The organism is Marinobacter flavimaris, from assembly GCF_045057155.1.
In the GTDB taxonomy this organism is placed as follows: Bacteria; Pseudomonadota; Gammaproteobacteria; order Pseudomonadales; family Oleiphilaceae; genus Marinobacter; species Marinobacter manganoxydans.
On record NZ_CP171359.1, the window covers coordinates 1,168,021 to 1,190,006 of the forward strand.

Sequence of the window (21,986 nt, forward strand, 5' to 3'; positions counted from 1 at the left end):
CATCATGGCAGCAAGGAAATCCGCCCAGGGCAGCAAGCAGACGTTGCCATTCCGCCATCACCTGGTGCTCAACCAGTGGTTGTTCTCCCTGTTCGGCTTCGACTCGCTCAGTGGTCAGTTTGATGTGGGTAATCGGGAAGCGCCAACGCTTGAAGCGTTTCGCGATCGTTTCCAGCTGATCGGTGAAACCAGCGGCCGCAATGCCGAGGGGGAGCACCTGCTGATCCAGAGAATGCGGGAAAACCTCAACGAAAACGCGAAGCTGAGCGATGAGCAACTGTTGGAGTACGACCGCCGGATAAAGCAACTGACGGATACCATCAATAACGCGCGCCTGGCCTCCGGTGAGGAGCCGATTGAATGGAAGTACTTCCAGTACTTGATGCTCCTGTTCACCGAGATCTACCTGGACTATCTGTTCACCAAACCGGATGAGTTGCTGGAGGCGCTCAACCAACAGATTGAGCGTTGGAATGACCACTGGGTTGTGGAGCAGGCCTTTAATCACAAACCGCTGGATTTACTCAACCCGGAAGACGATCTTTGGCCGCAGCTCAACATGGTGGCCTATTGGAGCGCGACCGGTTCCGGTAAAACCCTGATCATGCACGCCAACATCCTGCAGTATCGCTTCTACCTGCAACGGTATGGCAAAGCAGGGGATATCAACAAGATTATTCTGCTGACCCCCAACGAGGGGCTTACCCAGCAACACTTGCGTGACCTGGACAAATCCGGAATCAGGGCCAGTGAGTTCTCCGCCCGTGGTGGTGATCTGTTCGCCCAGGATGTGATTGTCATCGACATCAACAAGCTCCGCGATAGCGAGAAGAAGAAGACGGTTGCAGTCGACTCCTTTGGTTCCCGCAACCTGCTCTTGGTGGACGAGGGCCATCGTGGAACGGCCAGTGGTGGTGGCAGCTGGTACGACTACCGGCAAAAATTGTGTTCGCTGGGTTTCTCCTTCGAATACTCCGCAACGTTTGCCCAGTCAGGCTCCAAACATGAGAACCTGCGCCAGACCTATACCAAGGCCATTCTATTCGACTACTCGTACCGGCATTTTTACGGGGATGGCTACGGTAAGCAATCTCAGATCCTGAACCTGCAAGCAAATCCCAATGCCCAGGATGAATTTCGATATCTGGTTGCCTCGTTACTGAGTTACTACCAGCAACTACGGTTGTTCGAAGAGCAAAAGCTCAGCTTCAAGCCCTTCAACCTGGAAAAGCCCCTATGGGTATTTGTCAGCTCAAAGGTAACGGCAACGCTGTCCAGCGGTGAAGCTTCAGACACGGTTCAGGTGCTGGCGTTTATCGACCAGGTATTACACAAGCAGGAGGAAACGGTTGCCGCGATAGATTACCTGCTGAAACGCGGCATGGTTGCCAAGGGCGGTACCGATCTGCTCCATGGTCGGTTCAATTACCTGAAAGAGCTGGGTGAGAGTGGGGATGCGCTTTACCACGACCTGCTGGACAGGGTATTCAACAGCAGTGGTGGCCGCCTCCACATTGAAAATATTACCGGTATTCCTGGTGAAATCGCGCTTCGCGCTGGCACGTCGGACACGCCGTTCGGTGTCATCAACGTGGGGGATGATGCAAAGCTGGTCAAGCTCTGCGAAAAGCATGATCTGTTCACTCAGGAATCTCGCTTTAGCGAAAGCCTGTTCCATGGCATTAACACCGACAGCTCACCGGTCAACCTGTTGTTGGGCTCGAAGAAGTTCACTGAGGGTTGGAGTAGTTGGCGCGTTTCCAACATGACGTTGATGAACGTCGGCAAGAATGAGGGTGCCCAGATCATCCAGCTGTTCGGCCGTGGTGTTCGGTTGAAAGGCTGGAAAACAACACTTAAGCGCTCTGCCGAGCTTGCCACTGGATTGAAAGAGGCCGGCATTGAGCGGCCTGACCACATTGGTGTCATGGAGACCCTTAACATCTTTGGGGTGAAGGCCGATTACATCGCTCAGTTCCGGAAGGAGCTGGACGACGAAGAGATCCCGGTTAACGAGGGCCTTGAAGAATTCGTGCTTCCACTCAAGCCGATGAAGGATCTGCGCAAGGACCTCCATGTTGTTCGTGTTAAGGAAAGCATTGCCAATAAGGCCATTGGTGGTTCCGGTACAGCATTTCAGGAACTTGCCGAACAGGTGGTACTGAAGGCTCCAGGTGAGTTGCAGCCTACTGAGATCGACTACTTCTGCAATCCGTCGAGGGTCAGCCTGGATTTCTATCCCCAGGTTGGACTGTTCGCAACCGACAAGAAGGGCGTTCAGAACACCGGAGCCAAGATTCAGCGTCTAAAGCCCACTCACATTGCGCTGCTGGATATGCAGCGCCTTTATTTCGAGTTGCTGGCATTCAAGCGGGACAAGCGTTGGTCAAACCTGACCATCACCCCGGATGTGGTTGAAAAACTCCTGACTGATAACCGGTACGACTGGTACCGGCTCTATGCCCCGGATGAGGCCATGGAGCTGGGGCGACTGGAGAAGATGGCGCTATGGCATGACATGGCGATATCCCTCCTCAGAAAGTACTGTGAGTTGTTCTATGGTTTCCGCCGTAAGCAGTGGGAGGCAGACAAGCTTGAGTATAGGCCTATTACTGAAAACCGGAAGTATCTCCCGGGTGTAAGTGAAGCCACACCAGAGGGCAGCTACATGGTCACTCTTGACCGGGTTCGCCATCAGTCGCTGATCAAACAGCTCTCAAATTTGAGAGAGAGTATCACCAACGGTGAGGTGGATGTCTGGAATGGCAAGATCGCAGAGGGACTGGAGTTTATCTGGTGTGAGAGACACTTCTATCAGCCACTACTTGCGTCTACCCAGGGTCTGGATTTTCAGGTGACTCCAGTATCCCTGAACAAAGGGGAGGCCGATTTCGTTCGCGATATCCAGGCAGCAACCAAAGCCGGTGCGTTTGAGGGCTACGAGGTTTACTTGCTTCGCAACCAGACCGGACAAGGAGCCGTCGGCGTGTTCGTGGATGGTGGCTTTTATCCGGACTTTATCCTTTGGCTGGTCAAGGGCCAGTCCCAGAAAGTCGTCTTCGTTGATCCGAAAGGCCTGCGCCACCACAAACCGGACGATCCCAAAGTTCGCTTCCATGAGACGATAAAGGAGATTGAGTCTGACCTTCGCAAGCAGCGCCCGGAAAATGCAGGAATTGAGCTGCATGCGTTCCTTATTTCAGAAACCCATTCTTCACAACTTGTCAGCCAGTGGAAGGATACGACAGGCAATGCAGTCACTCGGGAGCTTATGGAAAGCTGGAATATACTATTCCGTGATGAAGATGTTGGGTATGTTGAGAAGCTGGTCAAGGCGGTGACTTGATCGGGACGACGAATTAGGTGAGAGTAAGAAAAGGCGAGTCGCCGGCCAAATCCCTGGCGACTCGTCAATTACTCGTTTTTGCGGACTAGAATATTCGAATAATCAGGTTAGTTTTTAAGAGCTGCGCTCAACTGCGTTTTTCTCTGCTCGTTTCAGTGCAGTGATCGCACGTTTAATATCAGCATATTCAGCACGGATTTCAGCCATCTTCCCCTCTACCTCCAAAACTTTATCGATTTCCCACGGCTCTGCTCGAAGTGCCAGGCTTTTTGCGCGATATTGATTTCCTCTGCCTTTTGGGATGTAGTTTGAGTAAACTCCGGATTTATCACTGTTAGCGCGTTTGAAAAACTTGAAGTAAGTCCAATAGATTTCAAGGCGATACTGACGCATGCGGACCCACACATTAAGCCGACCCTTTTCCCTTGGAAGCAGTAGTGCGTTGTTCCGATAGTGGAATTGCCAATGCTCATCTGCAATCTTTTGTGCCTCTTTTTTTAGCTCTTCAATCTTAAGATGTAGGGCTGCGATTATTTCCTGAATTGTCATAGATAGTAATTCCTCAATCAGTCAATTTTGTTCTTCTCCAGGAATGGGTTTGAGCTGTGTTCCCTGGATTAAGGACAGATTAAAGAATCGATCCTCTTGCGACTGACATAACGCCCCCCATTTTTACCCCTGCGTTTTGCAAGCTTGCGATTCAAATAAATGTTATCGACGGAGTTGGCCTATAGCTGGTGGGTTGAGTTTTTTTGAATGAATAACTAGCAGGTTCGGGCCCGGGGTTGCACTTAGGAAATGATCAGGAGAATGAAAGCTGATCCCTCAATTGCGACAAGGTGCAAAATGGTAAATTTCAAACCCACCATTCCTCTCTCTGCGACACTCTCTCTGGTCATTTTTATGACCGCTTGCACTACTACCTACGAGCCTCCCGTGGTCGCCGACAAGCTAATCTGGACATCGGACGGAGAAAGCGCTCGTCCAGCGTGGACACTTATGCCGGCTGCAAGAAAAGATTCAGCAGACCAGGCTGTCCGTGTGGTCGGGATGAGTAACCGGCACAGCACGCAAAAGGGCGCGCGAGATGCTGCCATGGATGATGCTCGCCGCCTGATCGCTAACTATTTTTCCAGCCAGGTCGAGGACAAGGTCGAGCGAATTGAAAGCGGAGCTAATACGCAGAGTGGGGTACAAGATCCGGTTCAGGAGCTGAACCGGATTACGCAGCAGCTGTCTGTTCACGCCGTGAACTCAATGACAGTGGACAATTCTCGATTTGAGCAATGGCTGGATAGCCGAACCGGCAAAACCTTCTTCAACGCATTTGTTCAGGCCTCCATGACGATGAACTCGCTTCATGTTGAAAGGTCCGGTGAATTGGAAGATATGCGTCGGTTAGAGGAGGACGAATGATGAACAGAGGTGTTCTTCTAATCACGATCAGTCTTCTCTTTATGGCACCTGGTTTGGCCAGCGCAAACGATACATTTGTCCTCAAGACCTCTGAGCTTCCATCGTGGACCTCACAAACTCAATTTCGGGAGCCTGATGGCAAGCGCATGGTGTTTGTGGGAATCGGGCAGGGAGGCTCGATCGCGCAGGCAAAGACCCGGGCACGAAGTGATGCCCAAGCACAGTTCCTACTGGCGGTCGGCGGACGTGTGATTACTAGTCAGAAGCTTGTGGAATCCACACAGACAGATGAAGGCGGCATCGCCCAATATTCAGTGGCGGGGGAACGCTATACCGACAGTGCATCGCAAGGTTTTTTTCAGGGCGGTGATTCAGAGTTTGTTGCTCACTCCTCCGGCAATGCTGTGAACGGTTATTTTCGTTTCAGCCTTCCGATCGAGTCTGTTGAGGCTGCGCGTAATGAAGTGGCTCGCGCGCACAGGGCAGAGGTTCTTCGGAAGATTGAGGCTTACCGGTTGGCAGGGCTGTCTAGAGGCAATGGAGTCAACGGTTACCGTTACGCGGTTGTTCAGGAGCAAGCGTCCGCCCTGCGCGGATCAAACGAACTGCGAATTTCTGTGGAATACAAAGCGCGACGCAAGGCTCGGCATACGGGAAGAGTTGCTCTCGTTAATCGTTTGAAAGGCGCGTCCATAAGGGCCGTTGCGGTGCAGTCCGGTCAACAAGTCAACATGAGTCACTCCAGCGCTACAGGATTCGTGCGGTCGGAAGTTGTTGCTGAACGAGTTTGGTGGGAAGGCGACGAGGCAGTTGCTGAGAGCTTCCTCCTCGGCTGGGTAAAAGGGGGCTGATTCATGAATGTGATGCTGAGATTTCTGATCAGCGTGGCAGCTGCTCTCATCCTGCCGGTTTTCGCCGTTGCGAACACCGTTGTCACCGTGGGTGCTACAGGGTCGGATCGGGACTCCGCTATTGAGTCGGCCTTGAGTAGGGCCTTGGTAGAGACGCTAGGTAGTCAGGTTTTTTCCGTGACAACAATGAATGGCGACCAGTTTCATTCAATGGCCACCGCTGTTACCAGTGGCCGGGTCCACAGCTACGAACTTTTAGAAGAGCGTGAAATCTTTGATGGGGTGCATGTGCGTCTGCAGGTGACTCTGACTGAGAAAGATATCGCCGTAATCGTACCGGAGGAGATAAAAACGTGGGATCAGCGAATTGAGGATGTGCGGAGTTGGGATCAGGCTCAGCAGTCGATCGGCGAGTATCGGCGTCTCCTGGATGAGTTTCTGGTTGGCCCGCGGCATCAACTGAACGCTGGATATGCCATCGTTCTCCGATCCTATTATGTTTCGGCTGTCGACGCTCACCAGATCAAAGGCCATATCTATGTAGATATCATTGTGAATCAGTCCTGGTGGGACACCTACTACCGGCTGGTCTATACGCTTATTCCTCAGGGCAGTCAGGTAATACCGGAAGGCCCCCTTAAGGTTTTCAACAATACTGCCGCCGTGAATCTTGTCTCGAGTCGACGAGTGGATAAAAGCCTGCGATACGATCTCGCTCACCCTCTGCCGGTGCGCCTATCAGTTGGCCGGAACGTCTCGAACTTCATTCTGTATAAAAACGCTCTGCTGGTATCCGCTCAACCAATGACCGAGGATTCCGCGCAGACGGGCTACCAGCGATCACAGGCAACCAGAGGGGAGATATCGCTGACAAAGGGCAATGTCGTCGGCGGTGACGCCAAAATCGATAAACGAAAATCCGACCTGCAATGCGGCTCTGTCGAGCAAGGCGCATCGGCAGTTTACTGTGGGCAACGTTTCACAGTGAAAATTCCGTTTGAGGCAGCCAACGAAGCTGAGGTGATAGAGATCATGCAGCGTGGTGTAAAAGCTGAGCTTAGCCTGTATGGAAACCACGTCTGCGAACATGATTGCTATTTGCTAGACGACGATTCAGCAGATGATTCAGATGCAAATGCGATTTTTAAGCAGTTGCTGTTGAAGTACTTGAAATAGAGGGTGGCGGGATAATGAGATTGGTTTTTTCAAAGCGGCAACGAGAAGGTATTGGTATGACGAAGTGCGTGTGCGGCATTATGGCGGCCATGCTGCTGGCGGTATCTCTCCCAGCGTCCGGATGGGACTTTGACAAGACTCGGGCACGAGACATCATGGACCGAGCTGCAAATGACGGCGATGCTCCGGCCCGACTTCTTGTTGCAATGGCGCTGGATGAGCGGCTAGATACGATTTTCGATGGTTATGAGTTCCAGTTGCCTCCATCAAAAGATCCGAAGCAGCTGTATATTCAGTGGCTTGACCATGACGACATCTACTCCAATTTAATGTATGTGTCGAGAAAGCACGCGTCGAAGGTCACTCTGATGGTTTATGCGCTGCAGGGTACGTTCTCCCTATGGAATCGCAGGTACTGGAGGGCGGCGCTTTACTACCAAGCTGCGGAACAAATCGGCGAGCAATTGATTCAAAAAAATGGCTTTGGACCAGACCTGGCTGTCCTCACTTACGATGCCCGAGCAGGGAAAGTCGCCGCAATGCGTTGCAGTGGAAACGTTCCGCCTCAGGATACGACATACAAAATTGATAAAATGCTGGCTGGCCTGGAGAGAACCTCTCAGGTCGCGAAAGACTACCGCGCATACATACAATATCACTCAGTCGGAAAGCCAAATACTTTGGGATTGGAAGACTCAGGATGTTGGGCGGGGGCAGCCTCTGGTGCTGCCGTGATTTATCCTCTGGCGCCGTTCAATTATGAGGAGAACACGTCTAAATACGTCGGGTTGGATTACTGACCGGCGTTTCTGACGCTGGGATTAATCGGGGTTTTTACGTTCTCGATTGCGAGAGTGGAGGCACCATCCGGTGAGGATGGTTGCACCGAGGATGCCGATGGCCATGGCGGTCAAAACTCCTATCTCGATCGACATTTGGGCGGGTCCTCCACTTTTCCCAAGCAGCGTGAATTTCATCAGGATGATTGTGACATTTTTGGTGAAGGAGTGCATCAGCTGGTTGCCGGTTTGTGCTTACCTTCATTAGTTCACTACTTCTTAGTCTGAAGTTTCTTAGTAAGGGGCCTTATGGTCGGGTGTCGGATAATCCGATGGCGGGAGAACCGTTGCCGGGTAATCCGTCCTCGGTTCAAAGTGGATTAAGAGATTCCCTGTGGATAATAATTCCAGTGGTCCAGCGCCCATCTCGACCTTGAAGAACTTTACGTTCCAAATACCCCGCGCGCTCTAGTTCCCGAAAGATTCGTTGTTGCACCACTTTTCCGATCCCAAACTCTCGCCTGATTTGGCTGGCTCTTATGATCCAGTCCTCGGGCTTGGATAAAAGAAATGCAAGTAATCCTCTGGTATCAAGTGATAGGCGGGGATCCTCCAATGTCCCGTTCGGAATGCAGGCGTAATGCGATTTTAGTTCCTTTTTTTCGATAGCCATTTTTGTGCCACTCCAAAATCTTCAGATGATTCTTCAGTTAACAAATTTGCCGGCAATCTGGTGTCAGCCGGATGCTGGAAATAGACGTCCCAAATGTGCAGTGACGAAGGTAACGGTTTGCAAGACGCAGCACTGACAACACGCCTTCACAAAAATAGCCGCGTAATGCAGTCAGAATTTTTCGTGAAGTGGTAGGGCCAGATGGTTAGCAGTAACGGAGCAGAGCCGGCTCATATGGCCCATTCAGTTTTTCAGGAGGGGAGTTGGTCAATATTTTTATTCGAATTGTAGTTTTTTGAAAAAGAACAGGATTTCAGCTTTGAAACGGAGCTTATCTGCTCTAGTGTTAACCTTCGTTAATCAAGAGCGATTAGGGTTGGCCAGTTTCACAAAAGGAATTTACGAATGCCGCAATCCCGTTTTGCAGCGTTGCTGTCGCAACACGATCTCCCGCCTTCGTTGATCTACCTTGCCCCGGTTCTTCCTGTTGTTCAGGTTATGTGGGCAGATGGTCGAAATCAGTTTCCAGAGCGCGCAAAGCTTAAAGCGATCATACAGGACCACTGCCGCGCGCTTGCAGAACTCGCAGGAGGAATGGAAGTTGTCTCTGAGGCAGATAGGGACATTTTTCACAGAACATTTGTCGCTCAAAAACCGGATCCGACCACACTACGGCCTTTTTTTGAAGTGGCTGGTGAGCTTCTTGGCGCTCGAAATGCCGAAGGGAAGGCAAAAAATGATTCGCTTTACGATCGGGACAAGCTCTTCCAGGCATGCTTGGAAATTGCCGCCACCTGTCCTGCCGATATGGTTGGTGGGGCAGATGAAATGTTTGCTCGCCGAATCGTGGACGCGGAGCGCAGGTACATAGAACAGGTATTTGAACTTCTACCCAGAACAAAGTAGGTGTACTTATGCTTACCTGGGCTACGCTGGACGAATGGCACTATCAGGTATCTTTGGAGCTTAGAACCGCGCTGAACTCTTGTGGTCGGAAGGCTGCAGCGTTGCATCGTGAGATGTTGCAGCAAGGGCGGCCCGTGCGAACTTCTTCCGGTTCTTTCCAAAACGCTCTCACCCCTTCCACCGATACCCATCATTTAAGACTCGACGAGTTCTGGGCTGTTCTGGATCTTATCGACAACAAACCTGTACTGCATTCGATCTGCCGGCAACTGGATTTGCTCATTGCACCCTTACCCCGTGTTTCCGAGGATCCTCAGGCGGACCTGCTCGGGGCTTTCAGTGATCGCAACGGCGAATTAGCCGAAACACAACACCTTCTTGTCTCGGTTATCAACAGGACAACGAAGGAGACGGTAGATGGTGCCCGCCAATCCCTCCTTAGAGAAATCTACGAAGACTTTTGTGAAAGCCTGTCTCTATTGTTCAAACTTGAGCAGGCATGCCTCGCCGGGCAGGGGGCGAAGCTTGTTGGTGGCGATGCAGACTGGAGGCAGCGCTATGAAGTTTTCCAGCATAGCGTCCACGCAAAGCTGCAAGACTTCAAACAGCAAGGTTCATCTCTTGAGGACTTGTCCAGCCGTGTTCTGAAAGCCGCTTTGGAGTCCGATGGATACACCCAGTTGTCTGTCCCAAATTTTCTCAAATTGTTGTTTCTCGACCAGAGTCGCAGCGTAGTAAAAGCATTTGCTGAAAGTCTTGGGTATCGGTTGGGGCCGCTTCCAATATTGGACTGGCAGCCAGAAAGACAGGATCTGATCCAGTCCTACTCTCAGCTGGAGTCTCGGCAGGCGGATACGGCAGAAAAAATCAGTAATGCTCTTCGCGACCGCCAGATAACCCAGGCAGAACTGAGTGAAATCTATCAGGAGTTGGTTGATGAGCATCAGGCCCAGGTTAGCCTTGTGATGAATTCCGGTGCCTTGCCCCACCGTGCCAAGCGCGAGGATTTTTGATGTCTGGAACGAAAACCACCCGCAGCGATTTATGGAAATTGAAGATCAGAAAGCTCTGGTGCCGTTTAGCTGGCAGAAAGGATGAGAGCCTTATGCTGGCCTTCAAGGAGCAGCGCATCAGGGAAGAGTTGAATCTTCTCAACTCAGAGAAACCGCAACAGAAGCAATAGCGAGGCATGAAGCCCGATGACTGATGATAATAAAAATGGCTCAGACGATATTGAATGGGATGAGGATCTCGATTTTCTGGATCCAGAGGAATTCTCTGATGACAATCCCTTTCTTGAGCTTTCTGATGAACCGCAAGATCGCGATCAACGTGGCGAAGAAGAAATAGCAACCTTCTTCAGGTTTGCTATCACTCTCCCTATGAGTGCGGCTTTGAAAGAACTGACCGGCCGAATGGATCTGGCAGAAAAAAAAGAGGTTGTCTGGGAATTCAATAAAGAAATTCGGTACTTCAGTGCCGCGCTGCGTGATATAGAGTCCGAAGCAGGCGCCGTTTTAATCGTGGCGCTTTTGCAATTGCCATTCATGAGACAGGTCTTCTCTGTTTGCTTCAATCATCGACCCGCGAATTTGATCGTCGAAACCCCACCGTTACTCGCGGTTCGCCGCCAACTCCAGCAAGCGGTAACGCGGAAGCCGCCTGGCGACCAGGATAAATACTGTTGGTACGACTATCAGGAAAGAAACGACAAAGTCTCCATTGACGAATTTTTTCAAGACTTTGCTCAGAAATTTGGACGGGCATTAGTGGCCGATACTCTGCCCGGGTTTATGCGAGAAACCCTCGCAACTCTTGCAAGCGCAGATAGTGAAAGGGTGATCCTACAGTGGTGGGAAAAGAACCTTGAAACAGACGACTATGGGGTTCACCTGGAACGATCACGACAGCTGAAGGTTGCCCTAGGAGAAGTTGTTAAAGGACAGAATCGGGCCCTTGAAGCTATCTGCGATGGCTATGCTCAGTCGCTTCTTCGTGCAGGGCCGGGGCCGCGGGGTATTTTCACCCTGATGGGCGAATCTGGGACCGGGAAAACGTTACTTGCGGAGACTTTTGCGCAGGAAATAAGCGATGTAGAGGGGCAGGCCTTCAGATTTCTGCGCTTCAATATGCAGCAATTTACGGATGAGAAAGCCTCCGCAGCTTTATTTGGAAGCTCCCATTTTTATTCCGATGCAACACTGGGTGAGTTGACTGACCAGGTAAGAAATTATCCAAAATCCGTTATTTTGTTTGATGAAATTGAAAAGGCACGGCCGGAGGTTGTTCAGTCGTTACTGGGTGTGCTGGATCGAGGCCACTGTCAGGATAACGCTTCGCTGAAGTGGGTCGATTTTTCTCAGGCGTTTATCCTGTTCACAACAAACCTTGGTAGCCAGCACCTTGCAGACCGGCGTAGCGCATCACAGGTGCTTGGGACTTTGGATAACGCCACCCTTGGTTCACTTTTACAGAGAGAGCCGGGCGAATCTTCATCGAACGGGCTTTCGCCGGAATTCATCAATCGGCTCACCAAAGGGCGCTTTTTGGTGTTCGAGCCATTAAAGCCCGAGAAGCTTCTGGGTATCTACACTTCCGTCTGGAATGCTCGGCGTGAGGAATTAAGCGCTAGTTCCATTCAGCTACCGGAATGCACGACCGCGCTAGCGGCACTGCAGTTAATGAAGCGTTTGCCAGATCTGTCTGCCCGCACGGCTGCCTCCGCAACTGAAATGGATATGGTGGACTGCATGAGGAGCCTGATTGAGGGCTCGACTCCCGAGGCACAGCGTGAATCTTTCGAGGAGCCACGGCAAACCAGATTTCAGGGAATTGAAGCATTGTTTGACTCAATGCTGGTTGAGCGGAACCTGAAAATGCCCGCCCGGCTTTTGTTGATTGATGATGACAACCAGACATTTCAATTGTTGAGTAACGAGGTTAATGCTCAGATAGAGATTGATTCACTGGAACCTGAATCTCAACTAATCGACCGGCTGAGAGAACCAGAGGGTAGTTTCGATCTGGTACTGATCGACCTTTTCATCGACAACGATAGCAGCCAACAAAGAACCACCCAGGCCTTGCATCGAATTCTGAAATTGCGGGAAAGCCTGCCGGAAACGCCGATTATCGGATTTTGCCGGAACCCGAAAAACGATATCAGCACACAAAATGCGATCCAGGCTGCCAGAGCCATCGAGGGTGTTACCGAGGTGGTTCATTTCAGCACAGATGCCCCATCGTCGCTGGTCCAGAGCGTCAAAACGCATCTTGAGCAGCAACAAACCGGGAAGCTGATTCGCGCACTGCTCAGGGAACGCAAGCGGTTGCTATTCAATTGGCGCATTAACGAAACCGATAAGCTGGTAACCGCATCGCCCTCGATGGTTCGCCTTGAACCCTTATTATCGCCGGGTGTTGAGGGCCAGATGTTTGGTCTTGGTGAGATTCCAGACCTGACACTCGATGCCGTAGTAGGCAATGAGCGAGGCGTAAGGCAAATCTCAAGGGCACTTGGTTGGTTGAAGCAGCCAGGCAGGGTCCGGCGTTTCGGTTTCAGGCCACCAGCGGGATATCTGCTGGCCGGGCCACCGGGAACAGGGAAAACGTTTTTGGCTCGGGCTGCAGCGGGGGAGTGCGGGCTGCCATTTTTCAGCATTAATGGAGCGGAACTCTTAAACCCAAGAATCGGTGTGGCAGAGGCTCAACTCCGGCAGCTTTTCGCCAACGCCCGAAAATTGGCCCCGGCGATTATCTTCTTCGATGAGATCGACGCCATTGCGGCTGCTCGCGGTAGCAGTGCCAGTCACCAGGGCCTGATCAACACCCTGTTGTCTGAAATGGACGGTTTTGGTGGCCACGAACGGCCTGTGATGGTGCTTGCGGCGACGAACTTTCCCGAGATGCTTGACCCTGCCTTAAAGCGACCGGGCCGTCTGGACGAGGAAATTATCTGCGATTTGCCCAATGCGCCGGCCCGAGGGCATTTGCTAATAAAAGCAGCCGAGCGGCTGAAGATCGATTTGACAGGATCGGTGCTTGAGCAACTGGTTCTCCGCACTCAGGGAGAGTCTGCAGCGGCCATAGAGGCCGCAACTCGGCAAGCCGTGTATCTTGCGGATAGTGACAATCGAGACCCGACGGTCGCTGATCTCGAAGCCGCAATTTATCAAATGGTGTATGGCACCGTCCGCGAGGACCTGTCTCTGGCACGTGAAGAAAAGTGGGCCGTCGCCTGTCATGAGGCCGGCCATGCGTTGGCGATTCATTACCAGTTCCCTGGGCGACGTATTGATTACATCACCATACAACCGCGAACTGGCAGCCTCGGTTTTGTCGCCCATCGAGAAGATTCCATCAATGCTGCGGGCGGGTTGTCCATGACCCGCTCAGAAATCGAGGCAGATGTTACGGTCGCCCTGGCTGGACGCGAAGCCGAGCGTTTGCTGCTTGGTGAAAAGGGCATGTCTGCCGGAGCCGGTCATGATCTCCGCCGGGCTAATGCTCTTGTACGCAAGGCTGTGATGGCTTGGGGGCTGGATGAGGAGCTCGGCCCAATGGCGTTGGATACAGAGTATCTGAGAGCCGACCCTGCGCTGGCGGCGCTATGTACATCGCGTTGCCGGGCCTGGTTGGCTGAGTGTGAGCAACGGGCCCGGGGGCTTTTGGAAGCCCACAAACTGGAGTTACAGAGCCTGGCTGAAAACCTTTATCGGAAGGAGAGCCTGGACCAGGCCGAGATCAAAAAATTATTGCCGGACGTTGCTGCATGATCAAGAACATTGCCTGTCAGGGCATGAGCGCCCGCTACAACACCAAACAGAAATACATAACGAATAACATAAATTTCTCGGTAAATGCTGGCGAGATGATGGCGATTATGGGGCCATCCGGTAGCGGTAAATCGACGTTATTGAACGCGTTGCTCGGCAAACTGACCATCGAAGAGGGAAAGGGCACAATATTCATCAACGGCCAGGATGTGACTGACGAGGGATTGTCATGTGTGAAGAACCAGGTTGGATTTGTGCCTCAGAAGGATATCCTCGTTGATGAGCTGACTGTTCGCGAAAATATTCGTTACTTCCACACCATCGCAGTCGACTCCGAACTCTCGTCCAGCGAAGTTGATGAGAGGATTGACCAGCTGATAAAGAGAGCCAATCTCTCCCCAGAAATCGCGAATAAACGCCCCCCAGAATTGTCCGGCGGCCAGAAAAAGCGGGCAAGCTTGCTTATGGAGCTGATCAACGACCCGACTGTGCTGATCATCGATGAGCCGACTAGCGGTCTGTCCTCTTCGGACTCCCTCGAGGTAATGCGGTATCTGAAGCACTTGGCCGTTGAACAGGGCAAAATTGTCATCGTTATTATTCATCAACCCTCCAGCGCTATTTTTCAGCTCTTCAACAAGCTCTTGCTGCTTAAAGCCCTGGGCGCTGGCGGTCGCGGTGAGTGTGTGGCATCCGGCACGTTGAAAGAGATTTACGAGGCCAATCAGGAAAGGCTGAAGTTCAAAGACCTTGTCTGTACAGCGTGTGACTCACTGTTTCCTGACGCCCTGCTGGACGCTGTGAATGCCGGGAATATCCGGGGGCCTCTGAATGCAAGTCGGCCGTCGAAGTCTGAGACATTTGAAAAAGTTCCGCTGCTCCGTTCTCCCCTTGAAAGCCTGAAAGATTTTCGGGCACTGACAACCCGTCAGGTTCGAATCAAAGCTCGGGACAAACTCAGTCAGCTCCTTACCTATGCCGCGCCGCCTTTCCTCGGTTTTTTGATTGCCGTCGTTTTCAAATACTCGCCCCCGGGGCAGGGTTACAACTTTCAGGACAACGCCCTGTTCGGCCAGTTCCTGTTCATGATGATCATCAGCGGCTTCTTTCTTGGCATGGTCTCCAGTGTGGGAGAGATTATCCGGGACCGTGACATGTTGTACCGGGAGTCACTCCGCGGCCTCTCCATGACCAGCTATTTCTGTTCAAAGTTTCTGGTACTCACCGGCTTTGGCGCGCTGCAGGCATTGCTGTTTACCAGTGTTGCGTTTTATACCCTGGACGCGATGCCGTACTTTCTACCGAATCTCGGAGTGATGTTCTCGGCGATAGTTTTGAGCATCGTGATTGGCCTGTTCATCTCCATCTGGGCGAGGACCGCAATCAGTGCCTACAACCTGATACCGCTCGTGCTTATTCCACAAATTGTGCTGGGCGGGGCGCTTTTACCGTTTTCCAATATGGGCGAGGAAATCTACCTCTGGGAAGACAAAGGCGGTCAGATGCCACTGCTCGCCAAGCCCATGCCCGCATCGTGGTTGTACGAAGGTGGGATGGCGTTGAACTATCAATACGCAAGCGAACACGATCTGGAGAGGAATATTAAAGTCTCTGAGATGGACCTGCGGCAACCGGGTGATTTTCTTGCTAGAGGTATGGGGCAGGAAAGCCCCGACTGGCTAGACGTGGTGTTGCCAGAGACGGTTGATGGTTCCGAAACTTATGTTGTGAATAGCATTGTGCTTCTGGGCTTTGGAATTCTGTTTTTTGGCCTGGCAGTAATTGATGTGCGAAAAGATTACCGGAACCGGGCGGGCGCCAGAAATGCCGCGAAGATAACACTTGTATTGGGCCTTTATGGGCTAGCCCTTGTCTCCTCAGAAAGCGGCGATGCCCAGGCGCAGCAGCGCACGGCAGGTGAAGCAATCCTGTCGCCTACCAGTTTGACAGGCAACGAAGCACAGAACTTCTGTGCTCGCGAAAACCGTTCGCTGGCGGAAGCAAGCATTGTTGCTGAACTGTTCAATCGCACACACGACCTCGCCCAAACCGTGTATTGGACCGGAAGCAACTATCGGGGACGAAGAGATGTGCTCTGGGCTCTCGATTTGAGCAACGCCAACCGCCCGATACCCGAAGACAACGTTCTAATGAATAACCAGATCGCTACGGCCTATCCGGTGACTGATTTTAGGGCGGTTGCGGTATGTGTGGAGAAACCGGAGTGAGGGTGTGAGGGATCGTTATTTATCACGAAGATTCAGCAATAGCCCAATGGTAGCCTTCGATTATGCGCTCTTTGCCCTCTAGCCGCCCATAGCGTAGTGAAAGATTCAGGGACAACCTATGAGTGAACAAAAGTATTACCCACCTCAAATACTAGCCCTTGCTACAGAGGCACTTCGGGTTGCGAAGACATCGAACTGCACGCTGTTTGCGATACAAGACCCCGACTCGGAATGGGGCTTTGTTCCGGAGTCTTTTCTTGGCTCGGCAGACTGGATGTTCAGCGTAGACGGCATCCGGCGTTCCGGAGTTTCAGGGCCAGCCCTCAATCTGGTGGAGGAGATCCAGAGGTCTGAGCCGCTGAATGAATTAGACCTCAAATCGTTCACTCGTAAATTTATGAGTAATCAGGATGAAAGGGTTGTGATGTTCGAGCTTGTTCAAGCTCTTTTTGCGGAGGTTCCTGAGCTTGATCACATCGTGACCGCTGCTGCCAGAACCCTTGACTACGATGACTTCCAAACCGCATCTGCTGATTAATCGATAATAAACGCCGGAGTGCGCCCATGTCAGAAAACCGCCTGTCCAACCTGATTAAAGACCTTTCAAAAGCCAAGCAGCAGGCCCTGCTGATCGAGGTTCTACAAAGCGATCTGGAATCTTTGTCCGGTCAGAATGACGATGCGCTCAAAACGGTTTGTAATGCCAGTGCGAAGGTTTTTGATGTTGGGATCAAAAGCGGAAAAACCAACGTGCTGATGGTAGGTGAAGCGCAAGGCCAGGCTCCTCTATCCATTTTCGGGGCATTGCTTAATAGCTTGGATGAAGAGTTCGATGACTTGCATAAACGAGAGATCCTTAAAAAACTCGCCGGTTTTGGCCTGGGCCAGGCTCTGGGCGGTGGTGTTGGAGACGCAGTAAGCGAGAGCCTGAGTGTAGGTGCCGAGAAAATGATGGATTACCTGGCCGAATGGACAGGCAGTGCATCAGACTTCATAGCTTCTGCGTTTGAGAAGGGCGTAGAAACGGCGGCCGAGCAGAGTGGTGATCTGCTGGAAACCGCGGGCGAAACGGGCGCAGAAGCGGTGACCGGGTATTTCTCTTCAGATAACGAAATGTATCTATCCAGGCCCGCCCGGAAGCGCCTGAAAGAGCTGGCGCCCCGGCTCAGTGAACAGGCCACCAGTCACGAAACCCTGCAGTTGGCGCTGGAAATGTTGCTGGTTAGTGCACAGGGCGCTCCAAAAGTTATCGTGGTTAAAGATCCTCTGCAACTGGATGAGGCCTCGTTGGCTCTGCTGGCCATGCTGGTGTCGGTAGAAAAGGATCTAAGACAGTTAAACCATAATGAGGAAGCGGATCAGGGTAGAGCGCAAACGGCCGGCATTAGCGTGGTGCTCGCCTTTACCGGCCCGCAGCCCCACGACTCAGTCGAGAACAACGTCACCGAAAAGAAGCTACGAGCCATCTCAAGACTGCGCATGATGGCCTCCCGCTACAACCTGCTGGAACGGTTGGATTCCGATATTCCAGTACCGGCGGTTCGCGCCAGCACCTTCGTGGGTCGGGAAGCGGAACTCAACAGCCTTTGGCAGGACTGGAATCGGATTTGTACGGGTTCAGGCGGTGAAGGTGTGCAGACCTGGGCCCTGATCAAAGGCGAGCCAGGCACCGGTAAAACCGCCCTCGCTAACCGCTTCATCCAGCAGGTTCGCTCCGACACCGATAATCCGGGCAGGTTGAGCATCCCTATCCTTCGAATGCTCAACCAGACGGGGCACAGTGCCCAGGCCACGGGCCTGGCTTCGCTCAAGAACTCGCTCGTAGACGAGCTTCGCCGGTTCAACCTGATTTATGAAGAAAACGTGGGATGGTTTGATAGAACTGGCCAAAAATTAAAAGAGGGAGCCGAGACTCTGGCAAACGATGCCCGATCGGATGATCCGGAAGTCAAAAAGAGGGTAAGGACAAAGCTCGGTAGAGTGATCTTTAAACTGTTAGGCGTAGATTCGGCGATCGAAGTTGCACGAAGCGCCAAATCCTGGAGAGAGCAGGACGAAATGAGCAGCCTGCGCCAGGATGAATTCGGTCGGTCGTCCAAAGCGAACCAGAAGGATGAGCAATACGAACTGATGCGAATGGCGCTCAACGAAGTGAGCCAGATGGCGCACAAATGCTTGCCAGACGCGGACGACCAGCTGGCTGAAAAAACACGGCCAATGATTCTCCTGATCGATGACCTGCAATGGATGGATGACTTTACTGCTGAATTTCTGATGAACGAATGGCCGGCCAACCTACCGGTGTATGTGATCGCCACTGCCCGGGGTTCGGATAGCTTTGCCGCCGTGACGGAATCCAGGGTGCATCGGGGCTCGAACCGCCATAGGAACTCGTTGTTCGCCGAGCTTTGCGTGATTGACACCGCAACGCTTAGCCCGGATGAACGACTTGAAACGTCACTTTCATTGGCCGGCCAAGTAGACCTGAAGGGCATGGACCAGCCCATGCTGGCCAACCTGATCTACCTGACCTATCGGGGCATCACTGCCGAGCAGTCCAAACAATTCTCCGCCGCAGTCATAAGCAACCTGGCTAGCGAAGCGGGTGCCTCGGACATCATCACCCTGTTCGCCATCGAAACTCTGAACGTAATCAGCGACCCACAGTTTTACCGTCGTAACGCCGAGCTGCCTCTGCTGATCAAACCGGAGGGTACTGACCGCTACCGATTCTTCGCACCAGAGAGCACTAGTCTCACCCAGGCCCTGGGCGAGGTCTTTAAAAAGCTGACGGACACCTATCAGGCCAGCTATCTGATCGACAGCGAGCAGGGCACCCGCGGTGCCGGCTTCAACCTGGCCTCTTATGCCATTCTGGAGGAGCGGCTGCACCTGATTGAACAGCACTTCGGAGACTATGGGGGCGCCGCCCGCTACAGCCTGCTGTTCTCGGCCCTGCTGGGCAGCCCGTTCGAGAGCGGCCTAGTGCGCCATGTGCTTGACGACCTGCAACAGCTTTCGCCGCAAGAGCATCCTGAGATGGCGCCCTTCCTGAAAGAGTTGCAGGCAAAGGCGCAGGGCGGTCTAGAACCGGCCCAGTACGAAATACTGGAACGTGCCTATGAGATTATCCGGCGGCTCGAGGAAAACACCGGCAAATACGCGCACCAGCACAGCCTGCTACGGCAGTTCTTGTTGGGACAGTTTACGTATTTGCTAAACCGAGTTTATCCATCTGCTGAAAAGCTCGAAAGAGGGGTGGTGCAGTTAGTAGAGCAGGTAGCCACACTGGGTGATCAATGGTTTGATTTGCTTGAGAAGAGTGCATCCGAAGATGCTGGGTCGGGAGCCAATTTGGATAAGGAGCGCAATAGCTTCTTTGTGAATTTGACCGGATTTTCTTACGAATATTTAAAAGAATTGGGTTCAAATAACGCCGAGTCCGCCCTTAATTTTGCAATATGTCTTAACAACTACGGACTTAATCTTAATGATAATCTAAATGTTAATAAGGCAATGTTGACGCTGCAAAAAGCATTGGAAATTACTCAAGAGGGATGCGGCTCCTCTTTGGACGTATGGGTAGAGGTGACTTGCAGTATTCTGGGTAATTTAGCGAATACTCATAGTCGTTTGGGGGATTTTGAACGCGCTGTTGATGTCCTTCGGAACAAGCTCTCACTGTCGAAGGAGAAATATAAGTGTAAATCCGAAAAATGGAAATACAATTATACATTTAGCTTAGCTCAGCTTGCGCAAAAATTGCTAGAAATAAGTGAGTTAGAAGAATCCGCAGCTCTCGCAGAAGAGGCTCTGAGTTTAACGGCTTCAGGATATGAGGTTTGTCCAAAGACCTGGGAGGTTTTATATCTGGATATTCTTGATTTAAGTGCTTATTTGGCAAAGGCTAGAAAGATGGAGCTCCTAGCAAATCTTTACTGGGAGAAAGCATGCGCGGTATGTGAGAAAGGGTTGCAGAGCAAATTTGCGAAATCCCATTTCCTGCCTCGTGCTTTGCGCGGTATGGCTAGAGTTCATAGTTCCTTTAAGCGCTATTCTCAAGCCCTTCAGCTGCAGAAACGTGCGCTCAATATAAGTCGTGAAAACTATGAAAGTGCCCCAAGGATATATTCGAAGGCGTACGCAACAGACCTTTATGCAGTAGCAGTAGTGCATGATCTTTTGGGTAATATGAAAGAGGCTGCTGATTTTTGCCTCCAATCGCTAAAAATATGCAGGGATCACTATGAGGAATCTCCGGCCTATTGGACGAAACGCTACTCAGATAACCTGGATTTTTTGATTCTTTTTTATAAAACGCAAGGGTTGAAAGAGCAGGTTCTGGAATTTAGTAGAGAAGCGTTCAATCTATATTTTGATCGACATGGTGGCTCTCACGAATTTTCATTCGAATATGCCATTCGAAAAGCAAATCTATCAGTAGCTTACTATCGATGCGGAGACAACAAAGAGGCATTAAGGCTCCGAGAGGAAGTTTTATCAAGCTGTAGAGCAGAGTTTGCCAAAATGCCCGATAAATGGGCGGAAGCATATGAAGCTTGTCTCGGAGAATATCTTGATTATTTTTGGTGCGAGAATAATAGCAGTGAGTTCTCAATCTTAGAAAATGAACGCATGGAGCTATTAAGAAAATTATATTATGTTTTGCCTCGCAAGGGCGCTTTGAAGTTAGAAAGCTCCCTTCTGACCAAAGCCAGAAAAGCGGGTAATCTAAGGGATTCGGTTTTATTTTACGAGGAAGCATTATTGGTCTGCAGAGAAAGGTTTTTTTCAATGACCGAAAGTTTGGAATATCGGCAAGAAACGCTAAATGATAAAGAAAAAAAAGAGCTAGCGCATTGGATAGATTCATATCATATATGTTTAGATTCTCTATCACTTTTCTATTCCGATAGAGGTCCGGTTGAAAAATTTTTAGAGTATTCTAAAGAGCATATTGAGCTATATCGTAAGGCAAAGAAAGAGTTGGTAGCACGCGGTGGGAAAGACGCCGTTACCTTATTATCGGATCTCAGCAATTTTCCGAGTTGTTTGATTAGATATGCTCGCATAAATATTAAATGGGGCCTGGAAAAAGAGGCCCAAGACCTCATTGAAGAGGCTCTCGAGACCTACAGGAAAAACTATATTGAAGACCCTCATCGCTGGGCCCGCGAGTTTTCGGCCAACCTCAAAAAAATGGCTACTACTTACAACGAGCAGAATCGGACGTTCGATGCACTTCCATTATACGAAGAAAGGCGGTCGGTTCTCCGGGAGTGTTATGCGTCGGATCCTAAGGGCTGGGCCGATGAGTACGCGGTCGGCCTGTGTAACCTGGCGAAAACCTTGGAAAAAGCCGAAGACCCAGCAAGTTCGCTTGAGATTTGGCGAGAGGCAAAAGGACTTGCAGTTAATTGTGCATTTTTTGCTGATGATTATCGACTTGATCTGCGGTTGGATTCGACAATGTTTTCTGCGCGCCTGCTCAGGGATATGAAGCGTTTCTCAGAGGCGCTATTAGAGCTCAATTCGATAGAGACAGTGTTAACTGACATGGAAGCTACAGAGCACCCTGAAAGGCATTTCGTTAAAGCTTGGTCATTATGCTTTCAGATACTGACCTTTTATCAGGCTGGCGACATTCTTGCTGCCAAAGCTCTGTTGCCAGAGGCGGAAAAGCTTATTCACGACCATGATCTAGAAGATCTCGCGAAAGGCCTCAGTGCTACTCGAAAGGATATCGAGAATGCTGAAGCATCGGGCGGATGATTATCCGTCACTTGATCAGACTAACCCATTAACAGGAGGTCAACCTTGATATAAAAGCGCCTAG

At 51.3% G+C, this 21,986-nt stretch carries 14 protein-coding genes; 12 read left to right on the forward strand and 2 right to left on the reverse strand.

Annotated features, from left to right (window positions below; all coding sequences use genetic code 11):
- Nucleotides 1-4: 4 nt before the first annotated feature.
- Nucleotides 5-3,346, forward strand: a complete 3,342-nt coding sequence (locus ACGK9W_RS05485) for a DEAD/DEAH box helicase family protein (protein ID WP_405419493.1) — start codon at nucleotides 5-7, stop codon at nucleotides 3,344-3,346.
- A 114-nt stretch (nucleotides 3,347-3,460) separates the two neighbouring features.
- Here the strand turns inward: ACGK9W_RS05485 and mobI are convergent, their stop codons facing one another.
- Complete coding sequence (mobI, locus tag ACGK9W_RS05490; RefSeq protein WP_405419496.1) at nucleotides 3,461-3,895, reverse strand: conjugative transfer protein MobI(A/C); 435 nt, start codon at nucleotides 3,893-3,895, stop codon at nucleotides 3,461-3,463.
- Nucleotides 3,896-4,156: 261 nt separating this feature from the next.
- Between mobI and ACGK9W_RS05495 the strand changes: the two genes are divergently transcribed.
- From ACGK9W_RS05495 to ACGK9W_RS05510, 4 genes are read left to right on the forward strand one after another with little or no spacing between them, the layout of a single operon-like run.
- Nucleotides 4,157-4,762 carry a hypothetical protein gene (locus ACGK9W_RS05495; protein ID WP_405419499.1) on the forward strand — a complete coding sequence of 202 codons (606 nt, stop codon included), beginning with the start codon at nucleotides 4,157-4,159 and terminating at the stop codon, nucleotides 4,760-4,762.
- Nucleotides 4,759-5,613 carry a hypothetical protein gene (locus ACGK9W_RS05500; protein WP_405419501.1) on the forward strand — a complete coding sequence of 285 codons (855 nt, stop codon included), beginning with the start codon at nucleotides 4,759-4,761 and terminating at the stop codon, nucleotides 5,611-5,613. Before ACGK9W_RS05495 ends, ACGK9W_RS05500 begins: the two co-directional genes overlap by 4 nt.
- A gap of 3 nt (nucleotides 5,614-5,616) precedes the next feature.
- Nucleotides 5,617-6,789: a hypothetical protein gene (locus ACGK9W_RS05505; protein WP_405419504.1), complete on the forward strand. Its 1,173-nt coding sequence runs from the start codon at nucleotides 5,617-5,619 to the stop codon at nucleotides 6,787-6,789.
- A gap of 14 nt (nucleotides 6,790-6,803) precedes the next feature.
- Nucleotides 6,804-7,589 (forward strand): hypothetical protein, encoded by a 786-nt coding sequence (locus ACGK9W_RS05510; RefSeq protein WP_405419507.1) that lies wholly within the window; start codon nucleotides 6,804-6,806, stop codon nucleotides 7,587-7,589.
- 349 nt (nucleotides 7,590-7,938) lie between these two features.
- Here the strand turns inward: ACGK9W_RS05510 and ACGK9W_RS05515 are convergent, their stop codons facing one another.
- On the reverse strand, nucleotides 7,939-8,241 hold the full coding sequence (locus ACGK9W_RS05515) for a hypothetical protein (RefSeq protein WP_405419510.1): 303 nt from the start codon (nucleotides 8,239-8,241) through the stop codon (nucleotides 7,939-7,941).
- A 405-nt stretch (nucleotides 8,242-8,646) separates the two neighbouring features.
- Here ACGK9W_RS05515 and ACGK9W_RS05520 point away from each other — a divergent pair, with 405 nt between their 5' ends.
- The 7 genes from ACGK9W_RS05520 (at nucleotide 8,647) to ACGK9W_RS05550 (ending at nucleotide 21,922) form a co-directional block, all read left to right on the forward strand.
- The gene (locus ACGK9W_RS05520) at nucleotides 8,647-9,147 is read left to right on the forward strand and encodes a hypothetical protein (protein WP_405419513.1); all 501 of its coding nucleotides are present in this window, start codon (nucleotides 8,647-8,649) and stop codon (nucleotides 9,145-9,147) included.
- Nucleotides 9,148-9,155: 8 nt separating this feature from the next.
- Nucleotides 9,156-10,160 (forward strand): phage regulatory CII family protein, encoded by a 1,005-nt coding sequence (locus ACGK9W_RS05525; protein ID WP_405419516.1) that lies wholly within the window; start codon nucleotides 9,156-9,158, stop codon nucleotides 10,158-10,160.
- Nucleotides 10,160-10,330: a hypothetical protein gene (locus ACGK9W_RS05530; RefSeq protein ID WP_405419519.1), complete on the forward strand. Its 171-nt coding sequence runs from the start codon at nucleotides 10,160-10,162 to the stop codon at nucleotides 10,328-10,330. Before ACGK9W_RS05525 ends, ACGK9W_RS05530 begins: the two co-directional genes overlap by 1 nt.
- 16 nt (nucleotides 10,331-10,346) lie before the next feature.
- Nucleotides 10,347-13,922, forward strand: a complete 3,576-nt coding sequence (locus tag ACGK9W_RS05535) for an AAA family ATPase (RefSeq protein WP_405419522.1) — start codon at nucleotides 10,347-10,349, stop codon at nucleotides 13,920-13,922.
- On the forward strand, nucleotides 13,919-16,150 hold the full coding sequence (locus ACGK9W_RS05540; RefSeq protein WP_405419525.1) for an ATP-binding cassette domain-containing protein: 2,232 nt from the start codon (nucleotides 13,919-13,921) through the stop codon (nucleotides 16,148-16,150). Before ACGK9W_RS05535 ends, ACGK9W_RS05540 begins: the two co-directional genes overlap by 4 nt.
- 118 nt (nucleotides 16,151-16,268) lie before the next feature.
- Nucleotides 16,269-16,688 (forward strand): hypothetical protein, encoded by a 420-nt coding sequence (locus ACGK9W_RS05545; protein ID WP_405419528.1) that lies wholly within the window; start codon nucleotides 16,269-16,271, stop codon nucleotides 16,686-16,688.
- Nucleotides 16,689-16,714: 26 nt separating this feature from the next.
- Nucleotides 16,715-21,922: a tetratricopeptide repeat protein gene (locus tag ACGK9W_RS05550; RefSeq protein WP_405419530.1), complete on the forward strand. Its 5,208-nt coding sequence runs from the start codon at nucleotides 16,715-16,717 to the stop codon at nucleotides 21,920-21,922.
- The last annotated feature ends 64 nt before the right edge of the window (nucleotides 21,923-21,986 follow it).